The sequence below is a fragment of the Cyanobium sp. A1C-AMD genome (assembly GCF_024346495.1).
Taxonomy (GTDB): domain Bacteria; phylum Cyanobacteriota; class Cyanobacteriia; order PCC-6307; family Cyanobiaceae; genus Cyanobium_A; species Cyanobium_A usitatum.
On the sequence record NZ_JAGQDB010000029.1, the window covers coordinates 1 to 26,450 of the forward strand.

Annotated in this window: 23 protein-coding genes; 7 read left to right on the forward strand and 16 right to left on the reverse strand. The window is 60.9% G+C overall.

Translation table 11 applies throughout. The annotated features are described in order from the left end of the window. Positions 1-157 precede the first annotated feature (157 nt). Positions 158-1,744 carry a methionine--tRNA ligase gene (metG, locus tag KBY74_RS06685; protein WP_254942021.1) on the reverse strand — a complete coding sequence of 529 codons (1,587 nt, stop codon included), beginning with the start codon at positions 1,742-1,744 and terminating at the stop codon, positions 158-160. 101 nt (positions 1,745-1,845) lie between these two features. On the opposite strand from metG, the gene KBY74_RS06690 reads away from it, so the two are divergent. Further along, positions 1,846-3,666, forward strand: a complete 1,821-nt coding sequence (locus tag KBY74_RS06690; protein WP_254942022.1) for an FAD-dependent oxidoreductase — start codon at positions 1,846-1,848, stop codon at positions 3,664-3,666. On the opposite strand, the gene KBY74_RS06695 is transcribed toward KBY74_RS06690, so the two are convergent. From KBY74_RS06695 to rpmG, 3 genes are all read right to left on the reverse strand, one after another. Further along, positions 3,663-5,426, reverse strand: coding sequence for a ribonuclease catalytic domain-containing protein (locus tag KBY74_RS06695; RefSeq protein WP_254942023.1), 1,764 nt, complete (start codon positions 5,424-5,426; stop codon positions 3,663-3,665). The genes KBY74_RS06690 and KBY74_RS06695 overlap by 4 nt on opposite strands. A 295-nt stretch (positions 5,427-5,721) precedes the next feature. Continuing rightward, positions 5,722-5,943, reverse strand: a complete 222-nt coding sequence (gene rpsR / locus KBY74_RS06700; protein ID WP_106501788.1) for a 30S ribosomal protein S18 — start codon at positions 5,941-5,943, stop codon at positions 5,722-5,724. A 113-nt stretch (positions 5,944-6,056) separates the two neighbouring features. Continuing rightward, positions 6,057-6,251, reverse strand: coding sequence for a 50S ribosomal protein L33 (gene rpmG / locus KBY74_RS06705; protein ID WP_254942024.1), 195 nt, complete (start codon positions 6,249-6,251; stop codon positions 6,057-6,059). Between the two features lie 111 nt (positions 6,252-6,362). Between rpmG and pheT the strand changes: the two genes are divergently transcribed. Continuing rightward, positions 6,363-8,813 carry a phenylalanine--tRNA ligase subunit beta gene (pheT, locus tag KBY74_RS06710; RefSeq protein WP_254942025.1) on the forward strand — a complete coding sequence of 817 codons (2,451 nt, stop codon included), beginning with the start codon at positions 6,363-6,365 and terminating at the stop codon, positions 8,811-8,813. Between the two features lie 22 nt (positions 8,814-8,835). Here pheT and rlmD read toward each other — a convergent pair whose 3' ends face one another. After that, on the reverse strand, positions 8,836-10,287 hold the full coding sequence (gene rlmD, locus KBY74_RS06715) for a 23S rRNA (uracil(1939)-C(5))-methyltransferase RlmD (protein WP_254942026.1): 1,452 nt from the start codon (positions 10,285-10,287) through the stop codon (positions 8,836-8,838). Between the two features lie 114 nt (positions 10,288-10,401). Here rlmD and KBY74_RS06720 point away from each other — a divergent pair, with 114 nt between their 5' ends. Further along, positions 10,402-10,896 (forward strand): allophycocyanin subunit alpha-B, encoded by a 495-nt coding sequence (locus tag KBY74_RS06720; protein ID WP_254942027.1) that lies wholly within the window; start codon positions 10,402-10,404, stop codon positions 10,894-10,896. A 914-nt stretch (positions 10,897-11,810) separates the two neighbouring features. Here KBY74_RS06720 and KBY74_RS06725 read toward each other — a convergent pair. Both KBY74_RS06725 and KBY74_RS06730 read right to left on the reverse strand, forming a co-directional pair. Further along, positions 11,811-12,869 carry a DnaJ domain-containing protein gene (locus KBY74_RS06725; protein ID WP_254942028.1) on the reverse strand — a complete coding sequence of 353 codons (1,059 nt, stop codon included), beginning with the start codon at positions 12,867-12,869 and terminating at the stop codon, positions 11,811-11,813. A 2-nt stretch (positions 12,870-12,871) separates the two neighbouring features. Then, the gene (locus KBY74_RS06730; protein WP_254942038.1) at positions 12,872-14,395 is read right to left on the reverse strand and encodes a DUF3370 family protein; all 1,524 of its coding nucleotides are present in this window, start codon (positions 14,393-14,395) and stop codon (positions 12,872-12,874) included. Between the two features lie 308 nt (positions 14,396-14,703). On the opposite strand from KBY74_RS06730, the gene KBY74_RS06735 reads away from it, so the two are divergent. Continuing rightward, positions 14,704-14,898, forward strand: coding sequence for a sigma factor SigF (locus tag KBY74_RS06735; RefSeq protein ID WP_254942029.1), 195 nt, complete (start codon positions 14,704-14,706; stop codon positions 14,896-14,898). Here KBY74_RS06735 and KBY74_RS06740 read toward each other — a convergent pair. The 5 genes from KBY74_RS06740 to KBY74_RS06760 form a co-directional block, all read right to left on the reverse strand. Beyond that, positions 14,846-15,646 carry a sigma-70 family RNA polymerase sigma factor gene (locus KBY74_RS06740; RefSeq protein ID WP_254942030.1) on the reverse strand — a complete coding sequence of 267 codons (801 nt, stop codon included), beginning with the start codon at positions 15,644-15,646 and terminating at the stop codon, positions 14,846-14,848. The genes KBY74_RS06735 and KBY74_RS06740 overlap by 53 nt on opposite strands. A gap of 95 nt (positions 15,647-15,741) precedes the next feature. Continuing rightward, a complete protein-coding gene (locus KBY74_RS06745; protein ID WP_254942031.1) occupies positions 15,742-16,581 on the reverse strand; it encodes an ATP adenylyltransferase in 840 nt (279 codons plus the stop codon). Continuing rightward, positions 16,571-17,533 carry a SpoIID/LytB domain-containing protein gene (locus KBY74_RS06750; protein WP_254942032.1) on the reverse strand — a complete coding sequence of 321 codons (963 nt, stop codon included), beginning with the start codon at positions 17,531-17,533 and terminating at the stop codon, positions 16,571-16,573. The genes KBY74_RS06745 and KBY74_RS06750 overlap by 11 nt, the downstream gene beginning before the upstream one ends. Positions 17,534-17,643: 110 nt before the next feature. Continuing rightward, positions 17,644-18,576, reverse strand: coding sequence for a PhzF family phenazine biosynthesis protein (locus KBY74_RS06755; protein WP_254942033.1), 933 nt, complete (start codon positions 18,574-18,576; stop codon positions 17,644-17,646). Next, positions 18,573-19,547, reverse strand: a complete 975-nt coding sequence (locus KBY74_RS06760; RefSeq protein WP_254942034.1) for an NAD(P)H-dependent glycerol-3-phosphate dehydrogenase — start codon at positions 19,545-19,547, stop codon at positions 18,573-18,575. Before KBY74_RS06760 ends, KBY74_RS06755 begins: the two co-directional genes overlap by 4 nt. 33 nt (positions 19,548-19,580) lie before the next feature. Here KBY74_RS06760 and KBY74_RS06765 point away from each other — a divergent pair, with 33 nt between their 5' ends. Then, positions 19,581-20,336, forward strand: coding sequence for an SDR family NAD(P)-dependent oxidoreductase (locus KBY74_RS06765; protein WP_254942035.1), 756 nt, complete (start codon positions 19,581-19,583; stop codon positions 20,334-20,336). Between the two features lie 8 nt (positions 20,337-20,344). Here the strand turns inward: KBY74_RS06765 and KBY74_RS06770 are convergent, their stop codons facing one another. Further along, the gene (locus KBY74_RS06770; protein ID WP_254942036.1) at positions 20,345-20,728 is read right to left on the reverse strand and encodes a DUF2237 family protein; all 384 of its coding nucleotides are present in this window, start codon (positions 20,726-20,728) and stop codon (positions 20,345-20,347) included. A gap of 199 nt (positions 20,729-20,927) precedes the next feature. On the opposite strand from KBY74_RS06770, the gene KBY74_RS06775 reads away from it, so the two are divergent. Further along, complete coding sequence (locus KBY74_RS06775) at positions 20,928-21,155, forward strand: hypothetical protein (RefSeq protein ID WP_106501778.1); 228 nt, start codon at positions 20,928-20,930, stop codon at positions 21,153-21,155. Between the two features lie 3 nt (positions 21,156-21,158). Here the strand turns inward: KBY74_RS06775 and KBY74_RS06780 are convergent, their stop codons facing one another. From KBY74_RS06780 to KBY74_RS06790, 3 genes are read right to left on the reverse strand one after another with little or no spacing between them, the layout of a single operon-like run. Next, a complete protein-coding gene (locus KBY74_RS06780; RefSeq protein ID WP_254931395.1) occupies positions 21,159-21,431 on the reverse strand; it encodes a DUF4090 family protein in 273 nt (90 codons plus the stop codon). 49 nt (positions 21,432-21,480) lie between these two features. Beyond that, positions 21,481-25,164: a methionine synthase gene (gene metH, locus KBY74_RS06785; RefSeq protein ID WP_254942039.1), complete on the reverse strand. Its 3,684-nt coding sequence runs from the start codon at positions 25,162-25,164 to the stop codon at positions 21,481-21,483. A 5-nt stretch (positions 25,165-25,169) separates the two neighbouring features. Further along, positions 25,170-26,087 carry a branched-chain amino acid transaminase gene (locus KBY74_RS06790; protein ID WP_254942040.1) on the reverse strand — a complete coding sequence of 306 codons (918 nt, stop codon included), beginning with the start codon at positions 26,085-26,087 and terminating at the stop codon, positions 25,170-25,172. Positions 26,088-26,172: 85 nt separating this feature from the next. Here KBY74_RS06790 and KBY74_RS06795 point away from each other — a divergent pair. Beyond that, positions 26,173-26,450 (forward strand): hypothetical protein (locus KBY74_RS06795; protein ID WP_254942037.1); only part of this gene is annotated, 278 nt, incomplete at its 3' end.

The window sequence follows — 26,450 nt, forward strand, 5'->3', positions numbered from 1 at the left end:
TTGAGGGAGCGGAATACAAAAGGCTGGGCCGGCTCCTCCTTAGACACCTGGGTGCCGCATCCAACCAGCAGCACGGGCAGACTTACTAGGGCACCCAGGCTCAGGGCCAGCAGGCGGCACCACTGCAGCCGGGCAGTCGTGGTCACAGCAGTCTTGGTCACAGAGGTGACTCGAGCTCAAGTCGCAACATCACCGGCTGCGGCTCAATCAGGGCGAGTCCGGGCTCCAGCAGACCCCATCGCTGGGCGAGCAGCCAAGGAGAAGCATGGCTGCCAGGGGCGCAGGCAGGAGCCAGCGGACCGCTAGCAAATGGTTCCTGACCGAGCTGGAGCAGCATCCGATCAGAAAGCTCAGGCAGGAGCGGGGCCAACAGCACTGCCACCCAGCGGGTGGCCTCAAGCACGGCATAAAGATCCGCTGCCACCAAACTCTCCTGACCCTCCAACTTCATTTGCTTCCAAGGGGCCTGGTCGTTGAGGTAGCCATTTGCAGCGATTGCTAGTTGCAGCGCCGCTTCAGCGGCGCGACGGAAGTCCAGGTCGGTTAGGGCCGTATTGACACTGTTGCCGGCCGCGAGGGCAGCAACAGCCAGGGGGTGATCGGCCTGGGCTGCGGCACCGGATGGAGGCACGGCATCTGCAAACCAGCGACGTGCCATCGAAGAGGTGCGATTCAGCAGGTTGCCGATCGTATTTGCCAAATCGTTGTTGACCAGATCAGTGAAGCGCTGCTGCTGGAAATCACCGTCCTCGCCGAAAGGAATGTCGCGCAGCAAGTACCAGCGCACCGCATCGCGGCCACAACGCTCCAGCAGCACATCAGGATTAAGCACATTGCCAAGGGACTTGCCCATCTTCTGGCCTTCGCGGGTCAAGAAGCCGTGGCCAAATACGCGCTCTGGCAGCGGCAACCCTGCGGACAGCAACATCGCTGGCCAATAAACCGCGTGGAAGCGCAGGATGTCCTTGCCAATCACATGTAGCTGGGCGGGCCAGCCACGCTCCAGCACCTGCTCCAGCACAACTGGCTCCGCCGGGTCCAGCAGGGCCGTTAGATAGCCGAGCAGGGCGTCAAACCACACATAAAAGGTATGGCCTTCATGGCCGGGGACCGGAATGCCCCATGGCAGGTCGATCCGGGAGATTGAAAAATCGCGCAGCCCCTGGGCCACAAAGTTTTCCACCTCCTTCTGCCTGCTGGCGGGGGCAATGAAGCCCGGCTGGCGGATCAAGGCCTCGATCTGTGCCTGATAGCGGGAAAGGCGGAAAAACAAATTGACCTCATCGCGCCATTCCAGGGGCTTGCGATGGATGGGGCATTCGGGATCGTCACTGCCCGGTGCGTCATCTTTGAATTCCTCACAAGCAACGCAATACCAGCCCTGCTGACGCCCCTCCACTACGTCGCCGTTGGCCTCCACGCGGGCAAAAAATTGAGCCACCAATTGGCGGTGGCGTGGGTCGGTGGTGCGGATGAAGCGGTCGTTGCTGATTTGCCAACGGTTCCAAAGATCGCGATATCCCTCGCTGATTAGATCGCAATGGGCTTGCGGACTGAGTCCAGCCGCTTCGGCCGTGCGCTGGATCTTCTGGCCGTGTTCATCGCAACCGGTGATGAACATCACCGACTCCCCCCTCAGCCGCTGGTGGCGTGCCACCGCATCGCAGGCAAGCGTTGTGTAGGCACTGCCGAGATGGGCGCGGTCGTTGACGTAATAGAGGGGGGTGGTGAGCGTGTAAGTCATCCTTTTAATCCTACGGAGCGGCGACGGACAGAAAGGCTGACCACGAGCACGCCTGCTCAGATCATCTCCTGCGAGTCTTGTGTCAGCCGTGTCCGCCAGCCATGACCCTGCCTTCAGAAGCAGTGGATGTATTGGTATGGGGGGGCGGCACCGGTGGCGTGGCCGCAGCAATCCAGGCGGCCCGCGGCGGTGCCAGCACCCTGTTGCTCACCCCTGGAAAATGGCTTGGGGGCATGGTGAGCGCCGCCGGCGTTTGCTGCCCCGATGGCAATGAGCTCACCCCTTGGCAGACAGGTCTCTGGGGAGCCTTTCTGCGCGCCCTTGAGCAGGCCGAGCCCGAGGGACTGGATCAAAACTGGGTGAGTTGCTTTGGTTATCGGCCCGCCACCGCAGAAGCGATCCTGCAAGGCTGGGTAAGCGAACTGGCCAATCTGGAGTGGTGGCCAAGCTGCAGGCTGCTGGCGGTGCGGCGTCAGGGGGCCCGCATCACAGCAGTACAGCTGGAGCACAAGGGTGAAACGCAATGGCTGGACTGCAAAGTTGTCATCGATGGCAGCGACCGCGGCGACCTGCTGCCCCTAGCGGAGGTTCCATTTCGACTCGGCTGGGAAGCCCAGGAGCAATGGGGCGAACCCAGTGCCCCCAGCCTGCAACGGCTGCAAACGGAAGCTTTTTTTAAGCAACAACCTGTGCAATCGCCCACCTGGGTGGTGATGGGCCAGCTCCAGAGCGAAGTGTTGACGCCAGCTCCAGCCCAACCGCCCTTGGCTGCGCCATTTGAACGAGCCAGCGAGGCCTTCGGTTTAGAGCGCACGATCAACTACGGGCGCCTGCCTGGGGGCCTGGTGATGCTCAACTGGCCGCTGCACGGCAATGACTGGCACCAGGGGCTGGAACGCGCCTTCAGCGCTGATCCAGCTGAGCAAGCTGGGTTAGCTGCCGAAATGCAGTCCTACAGCCTGCAGTTTGCAAGAGCCCTTGAGCAGGCAAGTGGGGGCTGGCTTCAACTGGGCCATGCCTTTCCTGCTGAAGCCGGCAGTCCTGCCCCCTGGCTAGCTGCCATGCCCTACTGGCGAGAGGGGCGAAGAATGCTGGGCCGCTCGCAGGTGCTGGAGCAGCACCTGCTCCCCCTAGGCAGCGCTGAATCCCAAGGGCCACTGCCGCTCAATGCCAGTGGCGAACTGGAGTCGATAGCGGTGGGAAACTACGCCAACGACCACCACTACCCAGGGCCTGACTGGCCACTGGCACCTAAAAGCATTCGCTGGGGAGGGCGCTGGAGCGGCACTCCCTTTTGCATTCCCTACGGCGCGCTGCTGAGCGCTGAGATCGACAACCTGCTGGCAGCTGACAAGGCCTTCAGCAGCAGCCACATGGCCAATGGGGCCACCCGTTTGCAGCCCCTAATTCTGAACATCGGCCAGGCGGCCGGGGCGGCAGCGGCCCTGGCGGTACAGCGGGGCATCCCCCCCGCTGAGCTTGCGCCCCTGGACGTTCAGCAGTGCCTGCTCCACGATCACCGTGCTCCAGCGGCGGTAGTGCCGCTCTGGGACACCCCCTGGCATGCCAGCGACTGGTTAGCCCGACAACTGCAGCTGCTGGCCAATCCCGATCTCCTGCAGGCCAATGGCCAAATTGAGCGCCCATTCCAAAAACCCCTAAGTCCGAGCCAGGGCCGTCCAGAACCCAGGGAGTCTCTGTGGGATGGAAGGGTGCTGCCGAACGGCCAGGGCGGCTACACCTTTGTGAGCGACAGCGATCTCAGCCGTGATAACGCCAAACGGGAGTGGCCTCTCATCACCCTGGAGCCAGGTCTGAACCGCTGGCTGCAGAACCTTGATAGACCGACCCAGGCCAGGTTGATTGGCTGTGCCAATCCTTGGGGGCCGTGGTTGCGGGCCTCGCGACTGGCCGCGAATTAGCCCGTGGCCTGCAGTCGCAGTTGGTCGCGGAGGGGGTCTACCGCCTGAACTCGCAGTTGCAGCAGATCGCCTGGGTCCGAGCCAGCTGGGCACTCGGCCGCCAGATCCATGGCCAGGGCATCAACGTGCACCAGCCCCAGCCTGTCCTGGGGGCGCAGCCAGCGCAGGAAACAGGCCTGCCAATGCTGACTCCCATGCGCCGCAAACCACACCTGCTGCCAGTGACGCTGGTCTTCCCTGCTGATCTGTATCCCCTGCCTGAGCGGACCGTCTAAGTCGGAAAGCAGGGCGGCTAGATCGGTGGCAACCATGGGCTGGCTTCCCTGTTGAAGTGCCAGCAGTTGCCGTTGCGCCACTAGATCGGCGTAGCGGCGAATCGGCGAGGTGACTTGGACATAGGCCGGCAAGCCCAGGCTGAAATGGGGGCTTGGCTCCGTGCCGGTATGACCGCGGCTTAGGCACCGCTTGATGGCGCAATGGCGCACCGGGCCAGCCGGCAGGGCTGCCAGCTCGGCCTCCGGCGGCAAAGTTGCTGTTAGTTGGCTGCGATAGGGCAGAGCTAAAGCTTGTTCTTGGCCAAGACCAGCTACTACCGCGCCCGCCAGAATCATCGCTTCGGCCACCATCAATCGGGCGGGGCTGGGTTCGGTGATCTCAAGCTGGGGAGCGTCTCCCTGGGCCGCGTCTTCCTGGGCCCGAATCCGACCCTCCGGCTGATCCAGCAGCAGGGCACCCTGGCGCACACGCCACTGGCGGCGGCGCAGCAGCAGGCCGTGCAGGTCGGCAAGGTCGCGCTCCTGTGGCGGGGCTAGATCGATCAGGTCGTCGGCATCGCCATAGCTGAGCCGGTAGGTGGGCTTAACCCAGCTGCGCTGCAATCCCGAAGCCTTAACAGCCCCATCGCCGTCGAGTTCAACCCAGATGCTCCAGGCGGCACTGCGATGGCCGGCCCGCAGGCTCATCGGTCCGGTGGCAAGCGACTCCGGGAACATCGGCAAAATTCCAGATGCCAGATAAAGACTGCTGCCCCGCCGTCGTGCTTCTAAGTCGAGGGGCGAATCCAGCGCAATCAAGCGACCTGGATCCGCCACGTGGATCCAAATCTTGACCTGGCCAGCTGGGGTTGTTTCCAACGCCAAGCCGTCGTCAATGTCGCAGGTATCAGCGTCATCAATGGTGATGCTGCGCTGGCCGCTGAGGTCCAGACGCTCGGCATCACCCGGGAGTTCAGTTTCAGCGCTAACTAGTAGGTGTTCGGCATCAGCCAGTAGATCAGCAGAAAAGCCTTGCTCCCAGACCGTGGCTCGGAGGGACGGCAAATTGTGGGCTTGCCACTGGCCCAGATCATCCAGCAGGTGGCGAATTGAACCCGTATCGGCCGTAACTTTGGCGGCCTGCAAAGCCTGGCGCAGGGGAAGGGGTAGGGGAGTTGTGCACTCACCTCCAGCCCAATCAATCAATAGCTCAAGCTGCTGGCGCTGCTCTGCGCTGAGCAGTTGCAGATCAAGCGGCTGACGATCACGCAGCTGCTGCTGCCAGCGCATTTCAGCTTGCTCCTGGAGCACCCGCAATCGGCGTTCTCGCCGCAGCCGGCGAAGATCCGTCAGGGGCCTGGCCTCAACAAGGTTTTGACGCAGACGGAACAGGGTCTGGGGACCAAGGCACCAGCGCCAGCAAGATGCAATAGCTAGGCCATCCCGTCGCGAAGAAACCAGATCAACCCAGTCGCTCAGCTGCAATCCCTGAGGTTCAGCCTGCATCAGGATCCATGCTGCCGCGAAATCGCTTCGAGAAGGCAGCACTGCCGTCAAAGCATCGTCACTAATCGACCACGGAGCTTGGCTAAGACGCTGGGGTGGGTCGCACTCACCGGAAAACGCAGTGAGAAGCAACAGTTGCCGCAGCGGCTGGATCTGCTTTCTGGCGCTGGTACCAATTGCTAAAGAGGCCTTGTTTGAGGCCAAAGCCAAAACAACAGCAAGCTGGGGACCGCGCTCATCGCCCAGTCCCACCAGATCGCCAGGATGGAAGGTTGAAGCCGCCAGGGGAGAGCCCTCAGCCTTCGGGATTCACAAAAGGCAGCAAGGCCACAATTCGGGCACGCTTAACAGAGTTGGTCAGGTCACGCTGCTGTTTGGCTGTCAGGCCAGTGAGCCGGCGGGGCAGGATCTTGCCGCGCTCGGTGATGAACTTCTTGAGCAGATCGACGTCTTTATAGTCAATCGGATCGCCAGGCTTGATTGGCGACAGGCGCTTTTTGAAAAAAGAGCTAGACATGGATTACGAAGGCGAGTAGTGAATGAAGCTGGATCTGACCAGTACCTGACGGGGCTGGGGCAAATCAAGTTGAAACTGATGATTGAGCTCCAAAGCTGGCGCCCAAGCCCGAATCACTTGATTTCCTTGTGAACCGTCATGGAGTTGCAGTGGGTACAGAACTTCTTCAGCTCAAGCCGTTCGGTGGTGTTACGGCGGTTCTTCTCAGTGGTGTAACGGGACACACCTGGAGAACGCTTTGCGGGGTTGGACCGGCATTCGGTGCACTCGAGAGTGATCACGATCCGGACGCCCTTGTTTTTAGCCATGAAGGACGTTGCGCCGCTGGAGCGATGCGAAAGGACAAGTTGACACCATACCTGGCGGTAGTCCCACCCCCCGGTTGATCCCTAAGATCAACTATCAACACACCACGGGCTATGCGGGTCTCGCTCCAATGGCTGCAGGAGCTGGTGACCGGCCCCGAACAAGCCCTCGCTCCAGGGCCACTAGCCGAGCGTCTGTCTTTGGCGGGTTTTGAGGTGGACGCCATAGAAGACCTGGCCGCCCAGGCCGGCGGTGTCGTGGTGGGCTTCGTGCGTGACCGCCAGGCCCATCCCAACGCAGACAAGCTCAGCGTCTGTTTAGTAGATATCGGCGCCGCCGAAACCCTGCAGATCGTCTGCGGGGCAGCGAATGTACGGGCTGGCATCCATGTGCCTGTTGCCCTGGTGGGCGCCACTCTGCCGGCGGTGAACCTGACGATCAAACCAGCCGAACTGCGCGGTGTGGCCAGCAGCGGCATGATCTGCTCCCTTGCCGAGCTTGGCCAGGCGGCAGAGGGGGAAGGAATCGCCATTCTTGATGAGCTGCTGGAGCAGGTTCCCCCCCTGGGCGCAGCAGTGGGACCAAGCCTGGGGCTGGATGACCAGGTTTTGGAGTTGGCGATAACCGCCAACCGACCTGATGGCCTCTCAATGCAAGGCATAGCCAGGGAGGTGGCGGCCCTGGTGGGCGGCCAGACCCAGATAAAGGCCCCTGAAATTGCCGCAACAAGCCAGCCGCTGCCTCTTTCCGCCAGCGACCGGGTCGCAGTTGAGGCTGGGGGGCTATTCAGCATCACGGCCCTCGATGGGCTGAAGGTCGCCCCATCGCCCCTCTGGCTGCAGCAGCGCCTGCAAAAGGCCGGCATTCGCCCGATCAACAACATTGTTGATATCACCAACTTGGTGATGCTGGAGACGGGACAACCCCTGCACGCCTTCGACAGCAATCGCCTAGCTGTAATCGCTCGAGACAGCGAGCCCCAGCTGGCCAGCCTGGGGCTACGCCAGGCCCTTGATGGTGAGGAATTCACCAGCCTGGACTCCACGGAGCACAAACTCAGCCCCGAAGCCCTGGTGGTTACTTACAGCAATCGCCCCATCGCCCTGGCTGGCGTGATGGGTGGTGCGGATGAAGCCGTTAATGAAGCCACCACCTCAATCTGGCTTGAGGCTGCTGTGTTTGCTCCCCAGGCGGTGCGCCGCTCCGCCCGCAGCGTTGGCCTACGCACTGAAGCAAGCAGCCGTTTTGAGAAGGGGTTGCCAAGGGAGGCCACCCTCGCTGCTGCAGATCGGGCCGTGGCCCTGCTTAAGCAACATTGCGCTGCCAAGGTTTCGGGCCGCTGGCTACATCAACGAGCCGAGCAGCCAATCGAGCCATTGCAGCTGAGGCGTGACGCCCTGCACAATCTGCTCGGACCTGTCCAAGACGGCGAAGACTATTCAGACCTCAGTGACGACAGGATCGTCCAGACCTTGACGGCCCTTGGTTGCCAGCTGGCAGAAGAGATAGATGGTGAGGGTTGGCTCGTCACCGTGCCCCCCTCACGGTTGATGGATCTGCAACGGGAGGTTGACCTAATCGAGGAGGTGGCCCGCCTGGTTGGTTACGACCACTTCGCCTGCCACCTACCCGACCCACTGGAGCCTGGGGGACTTACTCCAGCCCAGCAGGCGGAGCGCCGCCTGCGCCGCCAACTGTGCGCTGCCGGGCTGCAGGAGGCCTGCAGCTTTTCCCTGGTGCCGGCAGCAGCTGGGCGCATACCCCTGGCTAATCCCCTGCTAGCTGATTACGGCTACCTGCGCGACAACCTGCATGGCGAATTGCTCGCCGCTGCACGCCGCAACTTGCAGAGTGGGCAGCCAGGTTTCTGGGCCTTTGAGATCGGCCAGGTGTTCAGCAGCGATGTCGCCAGGTCTGCTCGCCAGCTGCTGGCTGGGGTTATCTGTGGCGAACGGCGAGGTGAGCGCTGGAGCAGCAGTGGCAAACCCCAGCCTCCCAGCTATCACCAGGCCCGCGGCCTGCTGCAGCAAGCCTTGGTAGCGCTGGCGATTCCAATCGAAGATCGCCCACTCACCCAGCACCCATTGCTACACCCGGGTCGAGCCGCCCAGCTGGTAGTGGAAGGGCGGCCCCAAGGCTGGTTTGGCCAGCTGCACCCTGAGCAGGCCGAAAAGCTAGACCTGCCGCAAACAAGCATCATCTTCGAGCTCGAACTCGATGCCTTGCTGACCGCCGCCACCCGCCGCAACCGCTGGCAGCCAGCCTTTGCCCCCTATGCCACCGTTCCCGCTTCGGAGCGAGATCTGGCCGTAGTGGTGGCAACCAGCACGCACTCAGCTGAGCTGCTCCAGGTGATTCGCAAAGCCGGCAAGCCGCTGCTGGAGCATGCAGAATTAGTAGACCGCTACGAGGGCGGTCAGCTTGCAGCAGGCCAGTGCAGTCAAGCCTTCCGGCTGCGCTACCGCGATGCCAGCCGCACCCTCACCGATGAAGAGGTGGAAGTAGCCCACTCCTCGATCCGGGCAGCCCTGGAAAAGCAGCTGGGTGCCTTGTTGCGCAGCTGATTTCCAGGCGGCAGATCCACCCCTACTCCGGCTCCGCTGCCTCGGGCTGCGGGGTTGGGACGCCAGCTCCAATACGGCTCAGAACGGTCAATGTCTCTACGTGGCTTGTTTGGGGGAAAAAGTCGATCGGCTGAACGCTCTCCAATCGATAACTGCCGCCGCCAACCAGCTGGCCCAGGTCCCGGGCCAGGGTGGCGGGGTCGCAACTGAGGTAGAGCAGGTGGGCGGGGGGGCGTTCGATGATCGCCAGCAGGGTGGCGGGCTCCAGTCCCTTGCGGGGGGGATCGAGAAACACCGCATCGCAGTGAACCAGGTGCTCAGCCAGGCACTCGGCCACGACCCCGGTCTCAAAGGTGGCTGATTCACTTAGGCCGTTTTCGCGGGCATTGGCCTTGGCCTGGTGCACGGCCTCGGGGCTTAGTTCAATGCCATGAACGTGCCAACCAGCCGCAGCCACCGGCAGGCTGTAGGTGCCAATGCCGCAGTAGGCATCAACCATTACGCCAGGCGCAGAGCCCGCAAGGGCTGCAAGCACCAGGGGCACTATTCGCTCAGCCTGTCGGGTATGAACCTGGAAAAAGGTGTCTGCTGCAATGCGCAGCTCGAGATCGCAGAAACGCTCCTGCACCCAGCTACGTCCGACCACCACGCGTGTCTCGGGTCCCATCAGGGTGTTGGTGGCTAGGGGTTGCAGGTTCAGGCACACCCCCACTAATTCGGGCCAGCGTTGCATCCATTGGGCGGCCAGGATCTCGATGCCCTCCAGGTCTGGGGTGCTGCTTACCAGGGTGATCAGCAACTCACCCGTGTAGCTGCCGATTCGCAGGGCCAAATGGCGCAGGCCACCCCCCTCGCGGCAGTCCCGATCAACCGGCCAGTCACTGGTCTCAAGATCCGACTTAAGCGGTGCGATCAAAGCGTCCAGGCGCGGATCAAGCACCGGGCAGCGATTCATATTGACAATTTTGTGGGTGCCAGGGCGATAAAAGCCAGCCCGCAACCGCCCGTCCTCGCAGCGCTCAAGCGGGATAATCGCTCTGTTGCGATAGCCGAGCCCTTCTGGCGCTGCCATTAAGGGCGCAACCTCCGTATCAAGGTGGGCAATACGCCGCAGGGCATCAACGACTTTTTGGTGCTTCCAGTGCTGCTGGGCCGAGTCGTCTAGGTGCTGCAAGCTGCAACCACCACAGTCTTCAGCAAGGATGCAAGGAGGCCTTCGACGCTCCGCTGCCGGCTCAAGCACCTGTTGCAGCTCGGCCAACCAGTGGCGACGGGCCTTGTGGGTGAGGCGTACTTTCGCCTGCTCGCCAGGCAAGGCGCCAGCTACAAACAAGACCCGATCTGCGAGACGGGCCACGCCCTGCCCGTCATGGGATAGGCCGGTAATGGCCACCGTCACGGTCATGCCGGTGGATAGATCGAGGCCATCGCTCTTGCCACCACCAGCGCCGTTGCCAAAGCTTTTAGTGCCCACGCCCGCCTACCAATCCTTCACCCTACGCCGTGCAAAGGGGCGTTACACCTTGCGGCGGGGCACGGTGATTTTGCTGACGAGTCGATACAGTGATGGACGCGTGTGGTCGCTGCGATGAGCGTCGTTCGGGATCTGATCCTTCAGGCTGATGATCAGCTGCGGTATCCCAGTGGCGGCGAGTTGCGCTCCATGGTGGAGTACCTCAGCCGGGGAGCCGAAAGGCTGGCGGTTGTTCGGGTTCTTACCGACAACGAGAAAAAAATTGTTGATGAGTCGGCCAAGCAGCTCTTCCAGCGCAACCCCGATTACGTGGCCCCCAGTGGCAATGCCTACGGCCAAAAGCAGCGGGCCCAGTGCCTGCGCGACTACAGCTGGTATCTGCGCCTGGTGACCTACGGCGTTCTCGCCGGTAGCACCGAAATGATTCAACAGATTGGCCTGGTTGGTGCCCGTGAGATGTACAACAGCCTCGGCGTACCGATGCCAGGCATGGTGGATGCAATGCGCACTATGAAGGAGGCCTCGCTAGCCCTGTTGAGCACAGACCAGGCTGCCCTTGCGGGCCCTTACTTCGACTTTCTGATCCAGGGCATGCAAACCAGCACCTGATCCAGACCAGACCAACCCAACCAGCACCAAGACCCGGAGGAGCGCTTGTCTCGTCCGGGTCTTTTTGTTGGACTATTAATGCGTCCTGGTTGGGACGCAAGGGAATCATAGGTTGCTCGCACAGATTGGGCGGCAGGCCGAATCTCACGTTTTGATAACTGCCGGAGGGACCGTGCGCCTTGCCCAGCTCCCTTACCGAAAGTCTCACCCGAGACGCAGGCATGGTCCATATATAAATCCAAGATGAGATAGCTGATCATCCTATTGGCAAGCTGCTCGGCCAGCTGCTCGACCCCCTCTCGGGCCAGCAAGTTCCGAAGCTTCAGCAAGCCTCTTGCATGGCCCGAAAAACTTGCGTACCTGTGTATGACACAGTGACGCAAGACTTCCAAGTGAGTTGCTGCAACGACTTTGAAGCGAGATGGATGATCTGGACCAGACCAGATCAGATGGCTGGACAAGCTGTTCAGGCCGTCTTCCGGCCACAACAACAAGCAATCAATGAAACGACTTCGAAGCGTTGCCGCCCGAGGGAACCCATAAGGCCTAAGGAGATGCAGGCAGAAATACGGAAAATTTGGAAAAAAAAGGAACTAGGCGCCATCAACTAGGGGGCAAAGCTCACTTGCTTATGCCTCAGCTATCTCATTCAAGACTGATTAGTAGTCTCATTACAAGACCAGGCTACTGAGGCCAAGAATACGTAATCCGTTTCTCCCCAGGTAAGACCCATAACAAGACTAATAATGAATCCTAAATGAGAAAAGAAAAACAGTTATCCATCTAACACCTGGGCAATCAAACGGTTGTGGCTTGCAATGATGATGCGCCCAAGGAAGATGCAGGTCGCTTGTCTCGTCCAAGAATTAATACAAGACCAAATAAGCGTCTCAGATGAGATGCAGTATACGAGTCTATTCGTTGCGGTAGAGCTCTTTCAGTAGCTGGTAGGCCTCGTTTAGCCGCCGCATGGTTTCTTCCGTGCCGCCAGAGTCGGGGTGATGGCTCATCGCCAACTCGCGGTAAGCCTCCCGTATCTGTCGCAGGGTGAGACGCTGACCCGGCGCCGTTGGCAGTTGCAGCAGCTTTAAGGCTCCATGCAGGGTCATGGTGTGTTCCAGGGTCTGGAACGAGGTGCCCTTACGTCGCTTGCGGAAACGATGAACAAAGCGCCTGATCAGCGTTGGTAAGCGGAGCTCCAAGGTTGACGTGCTGAAGGGATCCTCCAGCAAACCTGCCATCACCATGACTCGCTCAAAAGTTGCGGGCTCCCTGCCCCAGCTGGGAGCCGTATTGGCCACCACATCGCAGGCAAGCGACCAAGTAAAAGGGCGGCCCTCACTTTGATCACTCTGGCCCCAAATGTCCTGGGCCAACCACACCATTGCGGCTTCAAGTACCGCCTCATTGGCAACCTTGCCGTAGAGCTCAAGCCAGTGGTCACGGGCTCTGGCCAGGGAGCGTTCGAGCACATCACCTCCTACATGGGGGAGGGGTTCTTGCGCCAGATCCATGGGTTGGCGTAAGGGCTGCAGACTGCGCTTGAGCTGGTCAGATTGGCGCCTCACAAAGCCAGGTAGGTCAATGCCGCTCTGACGAGGACGCACTTCCGCTGCCATCGACGCATCAACATCGAAGTCGAAGGCAAATTCACGATCAGCTGATTCCCGATCTAGGCATAGGTCTCCCCCGGAGCCCCGGGTCATCAACACCAAAGCCCCCTGTTCGTTGAAGGTTGATTCCAGGCTGGTTTGTTCGCTAACAAAACCATCAGGCTGGTTATTGCCGGTGTCGGCCAGAACAGAGGTCTCAGCTTCCTCAGTATTTGGGAAGATCTCTTGTAGCAGACGCTCCAAAATATCTCCGCGACTGCGGATGCCCCACTCCGCCCTCAGCGCATCAATTTTGTCAAGCAAATCGACGGGCAGCTCCAGACTGAAGCGGCGACGATTGGGGTCCGCCGGCTTAGCCATGCCTAACGGCCAATAAGGTCGCGCATCATTTCCTGCTGGGCTTCCAGAGCCTGCTGGTAGCGATCAACCAAGCTTTTATTCCCAGGGGTTGAAGTTTGGTTGGGGGAATAACGCGGCTGATAAATTGGCGGTGGTGGTGGTGGTGGATTTGCTCTAAGGGGCGGCAGGCTGGGGAAGCGTGGCTGCAGCACCAACGGGGTCATTAATTCTGATCCCTCCTGACCCTGACGATCTTGATCCGGAATCGCAGGCAGGGACTGGGGGGGCGTCATCGCCGCGGGGGAGGCTGTGTTGCGAGCCAACTCAAGCAAACGCTGTCGCTCCTGCACCATGGCGACCTGAGTGGCTGGCACGATGCTGAGTAGGTGACCAGGGGTGGCATCGGCCGGATAAACCAAGCTGATTCGAACTGGGTTGGATACACCTCCCCGAAGATTCAAAGAGGTGAGAGGCAAGCTTTGGCCAGAGCGCATGCCTACGTGCATTTCTTGAAGCCCTTCCTCCGTGCGTACTTGCAATGATCCCCTGAAGGCGGTGAAAGGTTTACCAGTGCCTGAGGCGGTGGGATGGCTGAGAACCAGCTCATAGGGGCCAGCCCCCTTGAGATTTAGATCGACATCAAATCGAACGCCGTAGGTGCCAACATTGTCTAGGGATGAATCCACCATGCGGCTGACGAGTGGATTCACCTGCACCTCGCGGGTGCCGAAATTATGGCGGTTAGTGCTCGTTAGCGGAAAATGTAATGGACCTTGCTGAGCGAGATTATGGTTCAGGGTGGCTTGGTAGGAATCACCTATGGCAACACCTCCAACACGGGAGAAAATTCGTCGGCCATTGATGTCAGCGATGCGGTTCAGGTAGACCCTGCCCGGAGCAAGCCGTCCCCGATCCAAAATAGCGATTAGATCCCAGTCGCTATTGGGTTCTTTCCCAGCAACAACAGCCATCTGAAAAGGTCCATCACTATTACCTTTCAACAAGGCGTTAGCAATGCCAAGCGCAGGCAGCTGGGTCTGAAATAGGACAATGCGGCTGCGGGCAGGAATAGTAATTTCCTGATCAAGTTTTGGATCTAGACGACCGCGTAGAACCTGCACAGCGGTTGCATCTCCAGGACCGGTATTCCAAGGGCGAGGCCCGAGAGGTCTTACTCCCATCTTGTAATTGACAAGATAGGGCGCCTCAAAGCTGTTGCGTACTGCACCGGTTTCAAAGCGGATGTGCACTGCCCGCATTCCGGGATTGATCAGAATCAGCCCTAAAGTGAGTTCTGGACGCCTACCAGAGCGGGATAGCTGGTGGCGGTTGGGGGGAAAATACTTGTGGTGCATGTGCACCCCAAAATCACCGTTGAAGGTGAATTCGGCGTTGCGCAAGGGCTGGCCAGTCTCTTCGGCGTAGGCATACCCAGGCGCTGTGCTGATCAGGATGCCGGGGCCTTCAACCTCCTCCGGCTGGTTCGAGTGCAGAACCGGCACCTTGTTGAAGGTGCCATTTAGGGGACGGGCCTGTTGTCCCGCCATCAGAGCCACGTAAGCGGCCGCTGGCAGCGCCTGCAACAGGCCGAGGGGAGCCCCCAGGGCAGCTGCTATCAGCAGTTTGATCGGCCGCAACGGAAATCTGGTAATCAGGGTGTTGGGTTTGAGTGCAATGGCCCCTATTCCAAAAGGGTATGACGGGAAGTTGGTTGCAAACCCAGATTGAGAGCTCGTACAGGGGCTGGGAATGGAACTGACCGAAGGGTGTTTCGGGGCCATCGCTGGGGGAGAAACACAACACTCGGCAAGCCCGTCAGGCTCGCTAGAACCTTTAGGAACTTTCCCACTTTCTCATGCTTCCCCTCCTGGGCTGCTGTGGCAGCGTTGATGACGGTGGTGCTGGTAGCTGGAGGCGTCATCAAGAGCGCAAGCTGCGCATGCTGCAGTTCTGGCGGGACGGGGTGGAACGCCAGCTGGCAGCCGTGAATGCCTCGATCAGCACGCTGGAGCGACAGATGGAGCGGGATGCGGCCTCGGCTGGCAGCTGAGGCTTGAGAACGCGTCTGCATTGAGCAGGGCGGCACGCATCTGTGCCAGGCCCTGCTTGAGCCTCCGCTGCACTGTCATCGGACTCACCTGAAGCAGGGCTGCCGTGCGCCGGTAGCTCCAGCCCGAGAGCACTACTTTCTGGATCACACGACGTAACCCGGGCTCAAGGCAAGCAAGTTGCTGACGCACTTCAGCTCCCTGATACTCCCAGTCATCCGCGCCGGTGAATCCAGATTCCGAGGGTCTGCCGCTCCAACCGTCGTGAAGTCTGGTTTCCTCATAGCCAGTCTCCAGATCCACAGGCCTGGCTAGGGCTTGACCACGTAGTAGTTCTTGCCATTGCTCAAGGCTGAGCTGCAGAGCTAGTCGCAGATCTTCGGCGCTGGGCTCCTGCCCATGGCCACTGCTCCAGCTGGCCTTCAGTTGACGCAGCTTGTCGTGCAGCTCCATCTGCCGGCGCGGTAACCGCACGGCCGATGCCGAATCGCGCAGGTAGTGCAGGATGGCGCCCCGGATGTGGGGTCTGGCAAAGGCCTCGAAAGGAGTTGCTGTTTGTGGTTGATAGAGCTCGGCGGCTCGTAGGAGGCCCATCAGACCCACCTGTACCAGGTCGTCGAGGGGCTCCGGACAGCGGCGGCAGTAGTGAACAGCAATTGGGGTAACCAGACCGCAGTACTGGTTCACCCGCTGGTTGCGTTTTTGCAGGGCACGGCGGCAGATAGATTTGGTTTTGATCGATTGGGTCATGGGCTGAAGTTGGGTTGGCAGGGTTTTCGTTCCCTTCCTTTCCAACCAGCCGCGACGGGGCCCTATTGCGCAACCGAAAAATTACGGAACGTTGATCACATGTCCTTGTCGGGGGCAGCGGCAACCGCCTGCAGTAAGGACCAAGGCCCCTCTCGCTCCAGCAACTCGAGATCGGACCTTTCCGTGGCCAGCAGATAGCCAGCAAAGGCAAGGGCATTGAGGCTGAAGCCAGCGCAATGTTCCTGGGTGCGCCGCACGGTGAGCAGCCAGTTGTCGTCAAAGAGCAGGTTGTATGGGTGCCTGGGCTGGGCGTCCTGGTGGGGATAGCCCAGGCCCAGTTGCTCGGCATGCTCCAGGTAAAGGGCAGCTAGATCCCTACCCCCGTGGGCATCTGTGCGGCGACTCAGCCGATAGGCCCAGGGCCAGGGGCGCTCGCCCCTATCCAGCTGGACTTGAATTGCCGCAGACAGGGGTGTGCTGGCTTCTCCAGCGCGGCGGGGCAGCAGTTGCAGATGCCGGTGGGGCTGGCTGGCGCCAGAGGCGGCACAACTATTGAAGAACCACAGCCCACCGGTGTCACTGGCCAGGAGCGAAACCCCGCGCCAGTCGTCAGCAGAAAGCCAGCCGGATTGCGGCTGCCAGGAGTCCGTGATCAGGAGCAGATGGCCCGCCTGCACTGGATATTTGTTGAGCAGCACCACATGGCCGCTGCTGAGCCGTTCCACTTCCAGAGCTTGCTCCCAGGGCAAAAAAGGATTCGGCTTGGGGCCACCACGGCGTAGGTGTTTGGGGGTGGTGCTCAGCAAACGCCGCAACACAAATGGCTGGTGCTGTGGGGCCGCCAGGACCTCGGTAGCCAGGGGAACCAAGGAGCCGCTGGCCTGCGCCTGGCTGGATAACTGCAGCGCCAGCTGCCAGATGCGCTCAGCTCGCACCAGCCTTGAGGCGGGCCAGAGACGCTCCCTGGTAATAGTGACCAAGAATCTGGTTGTAGCGATAGCCCTGCATAGCCAGATCCTGGGCGCCGTGCTGGCTCATGCTTGCGCCGAGATGGCCATGGGCTTCCAGGGATATCTGGCGGTTGGCGGCATAAAGACTTTCCACGATGGCGCCCTGATAGCTGAGGATCATGCCGGCGGTGCTGGATGCAGCTTGGCGGGTGCGTTCGTTGCTGCTGGAGAGGCCCTTGTAGGCCTGCCAGCGGGTTGTGTCACCAAGATGCCAGTGACGGTTGGCTGGGCGAGCCATGTGGGCGAGGGCATAGGAGCGGGCGGCTACGGCCTGGGCCCGCAGAGCCTCTAACGACCAGCTGCTAGGCATCTCAGCTCCAACCACGGCACCGATGTAGGTCTCCAGACCAACGTGATTGACCACCCTGAGCCCGCCACTCTCAGGAATCAGACGCAGGCGCCCTCCATAGGGGCGGCCGTTGACCAGTACGGAGGTCCCACTGGTCTGCAGCCAGGCTTCTGGGCCCTGGAGCCAGAGTTCATTGAGGTTCACCGAACTGCCAGCGCCGCCCTGTTGGAGCAGCTGGCCGTCTCGGCTGACAACCTGCCAGGCTCCGCTGGCGGAGAGATCGGGGTTGGCGCCCGCGCCGAGCAGGGCGACGCGGATTTCCAGATCGACTCCCGGACCCGCTTCGGGCTCTGCCAGGCCGAGGCGGGAAGTGGAAGTGGAAGTGGAAGTGGCAGTGGCAGTGGCAGTGGCTGGAGGGGTGGCCCGGCGCGCCTCGAGACGACGCAATTGCTCAGCTGCGGTAGTGGTGTCTTGCGCCGGGGGCGGCGTATCAATAAGGGCATCCAGCAACTCGCCCTGGGCGGCCCCATAGGGGCGGGGAGCCAGGCCCTGGGCCGCAAATCCCACCGCCACGGCCACAACGGCCATGGGGCCAGCCAGCATGAGTCTCCGGCTGAACAGACCATGCAGATTAAGTCTTCTTGTCCGGAGAAGACCTCTGCTCTGGAGAAGTCCTCTAGTCTGGAGTAGTCCCTGATTCAGGCGCAGGCGGCCAGTGAGGCCCAGGAGTCGGCTCCGGAGCCATCGGCCTGCACCCGCAATGTGCCGTTCCAAAGGAGGTGGCCCGAACCGCTAAGTCGGATCATGCCCGAAGAAGCGCCATCGCACACCATCCCCCCCGGCCGCGGCGAGCACTGCCAACCCACTACGGAGCTGCGGCCTAGGCGATCAAGCCAAAAAGGCGCAACCAGCGCGTGGGCAGATCCAGTAACCGGATCCTCATCAATGCCAAGTCCTGGAGCGAAGAAACGCAGCTGGTAGTCGGCTGGCCGTCCAAGCACGGAGGGAGAGTCGTTTATCGATCCCTTCTCGATGGCATGCATCAACACCAAGCCACCCCGATCAGGACCCTCTAATTCCGCAGCCAGGCCATGTAACTGGGCCAGCGCTGCCTCTGGCGTAAACAAGGCCACCCGATAACCGAGGCCTGAGCTCCAGTAGGCCAGGGGTGCCTCCCCTAGGCGTTCATGCAGTAAGCGGATCAGCGCTGGCGAGGGCTCGGCCGGCAGCAGACCGGCGCTAGGCAGCACCAGCTGCCCTGAACTGCCGCTGGCATCAAGGGCTACCGCCAGGGGGCCGCTGCGGGTGAACAGCTCCAATCCCGCGCCGGGCGCCAGCTGCTGCCAGTGGCCCAAGGCCAGCAGGGCGGCGAGTGTTGCATGCCCGCAGAGGGGGACTTCGCAGCTGGGGGTGAACCAGCGGAGGGTCCAGCGGCCTTGCTGCTGCAGCAAAAAAGCCGTCTCAGACTGGTTGAGACTGCGGGCAATGGCCTGCAAGGCAACATCGCCCATGGGCTGATGTAGCTGCACCACGGCCGCACCGTTGCCGCAACAGGGTCCGTCAGCAAAAGCCTCAACCAGCACAGCTGGCAGGGAGACAAGTGGCGCTACAGCAGAGCCAGGAAAGGTCATGCTTGCTGCCACTCCGGCCGCAAATCGCGCTCCATCAGAGCCTTAACGGCGGCGGCAGGGGTGGTGCGGCCTTCGAGCACCAGCACAACCTGCTCACAGATCGGCAGATGCCAGCCTTTGCGGCTGGCAAGCTGCAGGGCCGCTCTGGCCGTGCGAGGGCCCTCAACGGTGGCTGAGATGCGCTCGCTTGCCTGCTGCTCGCTGCAGCCCTCGGCCAGAAGCACGCCGCAGCGATAGTTGCGGCTGAGGCTGCTGTTGGCGGTAGCCAATAAATCCCCCAAGCCAGCCAGGCCGTAGAGAGTGCTGGTGGCACCGCCTAAACCCTCCAACACCACGCCAATCTCAGCTAAGCCCCGGCAGAGCAGGGATGCCTTGGCGTTCGCACCTAAAGCCAGACCATCGGAGATGCCAGCCGCTACGGCCATAACGTTTTTGAGTGCCCCTGCGGCCTCGGTGCCAATCGGATCTGTGTTTGTGTAAAGCCGCAGCGAAGGGTCGCTGAGCTGCTGCTGAAAGCGGCGGGCTAGATCCTGATCCGCAGCTGCGATAACGCTGGCCGCAGGTAGCCCTTGGCGCACCTCGGTTGCCAGATTCGGCCCACTCAGCACCAGCAAGGGGGCGTCCGCCAATTGGCTTGACCAGAGCTGGGTGGCAGTTGCCAGCAGCTGGAGATCCAACCCCTTGCTGCAGCTCAATAGCGGCAGTCCAGTGGGCCAATGGGGAGCCAGCTGCTCAGCCAGGGGCTGGACCCCTGCCATGGCTACCGCCGAAACCACCAGATCCTGGTTGGCAAGCAGGTCCACCGGACTGCTGCCAGAGCGCCGGGACCAACCCGTGACGATGTGACCTTGCTGACCCCAGCGCTCAAGCAGGGTCTGCCCCCAAGCCCCCAGGCCCAACACGGCGATGCGAATGCCCATCGACTCCGAAGCAGCAGGCAGGTAGGCACTGCCATCATGCGGCAGGCCCATGGGTGCGGATTCAGCTCTGGAATTTTTGTGGCAATGAGCTCAACTTCGCCCTGGCAGGACTGGCATGGCACAGGCCTAGTGGTGGGGTGTGGCGGCATCGGCCAGGCCCTGCTCCAGGAGCTGGGCCGAATCGCCCCGGGGCTGCAGCTTGTGGGAGTCTCACGCCAGGACTGGCGATTGCCTGGGGATCCCCTGTGGCGAGAGGTCGGGTTTTTACCGCTGGATCTCACCGACGACTCCAGCCTGTCGGCGTTGGCAGCAAGCCTTGAAAATCGCCCCCCCCTGCGGCTGGTGATCAACACGGCCGGCCTGCTGCATGGGCCCCTGCTCCAACCGGAAAAGCGCCTCAGTCAGGTGAATCGCCAGGCCCTAGAGCTCAGCTTTGCGGTGAATGCCTTTGCGCCCCTGCTGCTGGCCCAGGCGATCGAATCCCTGTTTAGCCCCGCAGACCCATTTCATTTCGCCAGCCTTTCGGCCCGGGTGGGGAGCATCGGCGACAACCAACTCGGGGGCTGGTATTCCTATCGGGCCGCCAAGGCTGCCCAAAATCAGATGCTGCGCACCCTGGCCCTGGAATGGGCTCGCAGAAAGCCAAAGGGGTGTGTGAGCCTGCTCCACCCCGGAACCACGGCCACGGGCCTCTCCGCCCCCTTCCAGGCCGGTGTGCCGCCAGATCGGTTGTTCAGCCCAGAGCGCGCTGCTAAGCAGCTGCTCGACGTACTGGCGGTGCTTGGGCCTCAACAGACTGGGCAGTTCTGGGCCTGGGATGGGCAGCGAATCCCCTGGTAACTCTCAAATCAAGCAGCGTTTGCTTGCAGGATTGCTAAGGAAATCACCTCCAGAGCGGAATCCTCCGTGGCCTCTAGGCGCACAGGTGGTGCCATGCCGTCCTCGTAGGCCTCAAGCCAGCGCGGCGCACACACACACCAATGGTCTCCAGGCTTGAGACCGGGGAAGCCATAGGCGGGCGCCGGGGTGCTGAGGTCGTTTCCCTGGGCCTGGCTGTAGCGCAGGAAAGCATCGCTCACGACACAGCAGACGCTGTGACGACCCAGGTCGGCGGCATTGGTACGGCAATGACCGTCGCGGAACCAACCTGTCATTGGTTGGCAGCCGCAGACCACCAAGGGTTCACCCAGCACATTTAGCGAAGCGGAAGCTGGCTGGCTGGAATCGCTCACGGGAACCGGGGAAAATGTGGATAGCTCCAGTCTGGCCAGGCAGTTCGGAGGTTGCAGCACTGGGCTGACGACAAGCTTCAGAGCTATGCGAAAGGCAACACACCAGCACAAAGTTGGGCTGGGTAGTTGACGGATTCCGGGGGGGAGGCGTTAAAGGTCGAAGAGCGCGTTCACCCTGTCTTTCAGCGCGGCCCCCTTCATGAGCTGGGAATTCACCGAAGACGCGGCCTTTCTGGCCCTCTGCGATGCGTACAAAGAAAGCGGTGAACCCTCCGCCATGGAATTCCTCGCCCACGGCGAAGGGGCTTTCCATTTCCAGGAACTCACCCAGAACGCCGCCGGCGAAGGCATCGACCTGAGCGACTCCTCCAACCTGGAGGAGTTTCAGCAGGAGGTGATCGACGCCCTCGAAGACCTTTGCAGCTAAAGCTCAGGAGTAGAAAAAAGCAATCTCCTTAGCTTTCAAGCCATCCCATCCGGCGGCCTTAAGCCGGGCATCAAGGCTGGCTTGGTCGAAGTGCTTCGAGCCTGTCTTGACGATGCGATTGCGCATAGATTTCTTGACACCGCTGCGGGCCCGCTGGCTTTCCAGATCCATCACCTCCGTGTATAGAGCGATCATCTCGGAAGGGATCGGGGTGCCATCCAGGTCGATGCCCGAGGCGATTGCGGCATCAACGCCGCCAGGTCCGGCAATGGCCATAGCCGTTTTGCAAGGTGATTGGCCAGGCTAGAAGCCGCTGCCCCCCTGCTCAGGCTGAGAAGTAACGGGCTTGGCTGTGTAGGGCAACCAGGGCAGTGGTGCTCTGCTCTGGTTCGAGTTGGTCGCTCTCATCCATCGACATACCAATCCGCTCGGCACCGAGCCAGGCGAGCTGCTGGCGGGAGTCGGCCACATTTGGACAGGCGGGATAGCCAAAGGAGTAGCGGCTACCGCGATAGCGCTGGGCCAGCACGTCGCGCAGCGGCATCGCGGTGGGATCAGCAAAGCCAAGCTCACGCCTGATGCGCGCATGCACCCATTCGGCCAGAGCCTCAGCCATCTGGACTCCAAGTCCATGGAAATAGAGGTAATCGGTGTATTGATCGGCTTTGAAAAGCTGCTGGGCAAAGCTGGTGGCGCCTTCGCCCATGGTTACGGCCTGCATCGGCAACACATCGGTTGGCAGCGACGAGCCATCGGCTGCTATAGCGAGATCTCGGTAGAAATCAGCGATGCAATAGCGGTTGCCTGAGCGCTGACGGGGCAGCTCAAAGCGTCCTAATTGTTGCTGACGCTTAGCTGGGTCAAACAAGACAACAGCGTTGCCACTACGGCCGCAGGGGAAATAGCCGTAGGCCACCCGGGGTGAAAGCAGGCCCTCCTCGAGACAGCGCGCCATCCATTGCTGCAGAACGGGCTCCGCCTTCTCGACCAGCATTGCTTCGTAGTCTTCGCGGCTCTGCTGCTGGGTCTTACGCAGCTGCCACTGGCCTGCAAATAGGGCGTTGCGATCTAGGTAAGCGAATACTTCCTGCAGGTCGATCTCCTGCTCAGTCAAAATCTGGCTACCCCAAAAAGGTGGCTCAAGGGCGCTCTCTTCGGCCACAGCCGTAGAGCGCTGATCATTTGGTTCGGCGCTTACAGCGGCTTCTGTAGGGGAAACAGCTACTGCTTCAGTGGAAACAGCTACCGCTTCAATCACTCCATCCGCCTTGGCAGGCTGTTCTGCGGGGGTCTCGGGAGAGGCGATGCCAAGCCCCTCCGGAATCGGTCCAAGGAAACCCTGTAGGTCGTCCCAGGCACCGTCTGCTTTTGCCTCCATCAGTGCGTCCATAAAACGCAGATCGGCAAATGCGTCGCGGCCGTAAATGACCTGACCTTGATAGGCGGCCCGGCAATCGCCATTAACGAACCTAGGCGTAAGTGCTGCTCCGCCAAGTATTACCGGCACAGCAATGCCAGCCTGATTAAAGGCTTCTAGGTTGTCTTTCATGAAGGCCGTTGACTTCACAAGCAGACCACTCATGGCGATGCAGTCGGCCTGATGCTGCTGCTGGGCATCAATTATGGCCTCGCAGCTTTGCTTGATGCCTAAATTGATAACCTCATAGCCGTTATTGGTGAGAATAATGTCTACAAGATTTTTGCCGATATCATGCACATCGCCTTTTACGGTGGCGATCAGAAATTTACCCTTGGCCGAGCTCTCTCCCTCGGCCGTTTCCATGTGGGGCTCGAGATGGGCTACTGCCGCCTTCATGGTTTCGGCGCTCTGTAATACGAAGGGCAACTGCATCTGGCCGGAGCCAAAGAGCTCGCCCACTACCTTCATGCCGTCGAGCAAAAAGGTGTTAATGATCTGCAGTGGTGGGTAAGTAGCAAGCGCTTCGTTTAGGGAGGCATCAAGCCCGATTCGCTCACCATCAATGATGTGCTGCTTGAGACGCTCCTCCACCTTCAGGTCGGCGAGAGAGGGGCCTGAGGCCCTGGCCTCTTTGGCGCTCACCCCTTCAAACAAGGTGGTGAGAACGGTGAGAGGGTCGTAGCTGCAAATAGAACCCGGCTCATTGGTCTCGAAGCGACGCCGGTCGTAGATCAGATCCCGGCACACCTGCTGATGCTCTGGACTGATCTTTGCCAGGGGCAGAATCTTGGCAGGGCTAATGATCGCCGCATCCATACCGGCTTCGCAGCAGTCGTGCAGAAATACTGAATTGAGCACAATCCGGGCCGCCGGCGACAAGCCAAAACTCACGTTGCTGACGCCCAGCACCACATGCACCCCTGGTAAGTCGGTGCGAATGCGGCGGATTGCCTCAATCGTGGCCGCACCATTGAGCCGATCTTCCTCAATTCCCGTGGATATCGGTAGGGCTAAGGGGTCATAGAAAATCTCGTGAGCAGGAATTCCAAACTCAACCGCGTCTCGGTAGGCGCGCTGGGCGATGGCAAATTTACGCTCCGCTGTGCGTGCCATTCCCTCTTCATCGATGGTGCCCACGACCACCCCGGCGCCATAGGCCTTGGCCAGCTCCAGCACCTTGAAGAAACGCTCGTCACCATCTTCGTAGTTGGTGGAATTGAGGATGCATTTACCACCGGACACCTTGAGCCCGGCCTCCATCTTCTGCCACTCGGTGGAATCAAGCATCAACGGCAGGTTGACGTTGGTGACGAGACGGCTCACCAACTCATGCATGTCCCGTTCACCATCGCGACCGACGTAATCGACGTTGACGTCGAGCACATGGGCGTTCTCCTTCACCTGACCGCGTGCCACTCCCACTAGGCCATCCCAATCCTCCTCAGCTAGCAGCTCGCGCACTTTCTTGCTGCCGCTGGCGTTAAGCCGTTCACCAATGATCAGGAAGGAATTGTCCTGGTGGTAGGGCGTGGTGCTGTAGATCGAAGCCGCAGCTGGGTCACCCTGCAGCAGGGGGCGTGCGTGCTGGGTCTGGGGGGTGCGCACCGGTCGAGCAGCTGGATGCAACTCGGCTGCCAACTCGGTCAATGCGCCGATGTGGGCAGGGGTGGTGCCGCAGCAGCCACCGATCACCTGCACGCCTAGATCTTCAACGAAGTGCAGCAACTGCAGCTTCATTTCGAGCGGTGTCAAGCGGTAGTGGGCTACACCGCCGATGTTTTCTGGCAGGCCTGCATTGGGGATACAGCTCACCACAAACGGACTGTGCTCGCTCAGATAGCGGATGTGCTCCTTCATCTGCTCCGGTCCAGTGGCGCAGTTGAGCCCCAGCACATCAATCGGGAATGGCTCCAGGATCGCCACCACAGCAGCTATATCGGAGCCGACCAACATTGTGCCGGTGGTCTCCATCGTCACGCTCACCATCAACGGCCGCCGCTGGCCGGTCTTGGCGAAGGCGTCCTCAATGCCCTGCAGGGCCGCCTTGATCTGCAGCACGTCCTGGCAGGTCTCGACAATAAATAGGTCCACATCTCCCGCCAGCAACCCTTCGGCCTGCTCAGCAAAAGATGCCTTCATCGTGTCGAAGTCGATGTGGCCCAGGGTCGGCAGCTTCGTGGTTGGCCCCATGGAGCCAGCCACGAAGCGCGGCTTCTCTGGCGTGGAGTAGGCAGCGGCCACTTCGCGGGCCAGCTCTGCCGCCCTCTTGTTGAGGGCAAAGGTCTGGTCGGCGATGTCGTATTCAGCCAGCACCAACGAGGTAGCCCCGAAGGTGTCGGTTTCGATCACATCGCAGCCCGCCTCCAAAAACTGGCGATGCACTGCCTGAACAGCATCGGGGCGGGTGAAAACCAGATTTTCATTGCAGCCCTCAAGGGCAGCGCCGCCGAAATCATCGGGGCCCAGATCCATCTGCTGCAGCGAGGTGCCTGTGGCACCGTCGAAAACCAGCACCGGCCGCCCAGGACCATGCAGGCGCTCAAGAAAGCCGATTCGCGTAACCAGCTGGGGTGCTACTGCCTCAATCATGTTGATCAACCGTCTACGCGAATCCGGGTCACCCAGTGGTCATAGGCGGAATCGCGGCCTTCCGTGATTGCCGTTAAGCGTTCACGAATCGCGGTCATTACCGGCCGATGGCCAGGCATGTCGGTGGTCTCCACCCGGCGCACCGGGGTGACCTTGGCGGCGGTGCCACTGAGGAAGACTTCATCGGCCACAAACAGCTCGCTCTTATCTACGGGACGCTCCAGGGTGGGAATGCCCATGGCTTGGGCCAGTTCAAGCACGCTGGCCCGGGTGATGCCTTCAAGAATGTCCTGATCAACCCCGGGGGTGATAAGAACGCCATCTCGAACAATAAAAAGGTTCATGCCGCTGGCTTCACTTACCTTGCCGCGACTGTTGAGCAGCAAAGCCTCATCAAAACCGCTTTTTACAGCTTCGGTCTTGGCCAGTGAGCTGGTGATATAGGCGCCACTGATCTTACCGCGCAGGGGCAGGGAGCGGTCTTCCTGGCGGGTCCAAGAGGAGATGCGGCAACTCACACCCTCAGGGGAGAGGTAGTCGCCAAGCTCCAGTCCGTAGATGAGAAAATCGGTCTCAATGTTGTGTAGCCGGGGGGCGATACCCAGATCACTGGTGTAAACAAAAGGGCGTAAATAAACCGGGCAGGTTGGTTTATTTGCCCGCAGGAAGGTCACGATCGCGTCGTGGATGGTTTCTTCTGGTAGCTCAGTGAGCAGCAGCCGAGCACTCTGGCTGAGGCGGCGGGTGTGGCGATCGGCGCGGAAAAGCAGGATCTCAGCCGGGTCGCTGGGATTGGGCAGGGCCCGCATGCCGCCAAAGGCTCCAGTGCCGTAGTGGAGGGCGTGGGTGGCCACCGACAGGGTGGCTTCGGCAAAGGGCACGCATCGGCCACCGAACCAGGCGTAGGGCAGGAACTGGTGCATGGTGAGGGCGAAGCGGGCGGTGCTGGCGCGACGGCCTGTGGCCGAGATCAAACGATCTTCTCACCGCAGCAAGCAGGATGGGGTGATGCATCGGTTGGCATCGGTACCTGGGGGAGGAGCAGAAGCCGACATCGGCGCGCTGGTGGAGCAGCCTGCCGCGCCTGTGCTGCTGCTCAGCAGCGCCGACACCGATCTGTTGGCCATTGACCAGCTGCTTGAGCGGGAACCCCAGCTGCTGACAGCTGAGCTGCGCGGCCTAAACCTGGCGGCCCTGGCTCACCCGGCCCAGATCGACCACTACCTCAATTCCACGGTGCGCCACGCCCGGCTGGTGGTTGTGCGGTTACTGGGAGGCAGGGGCCA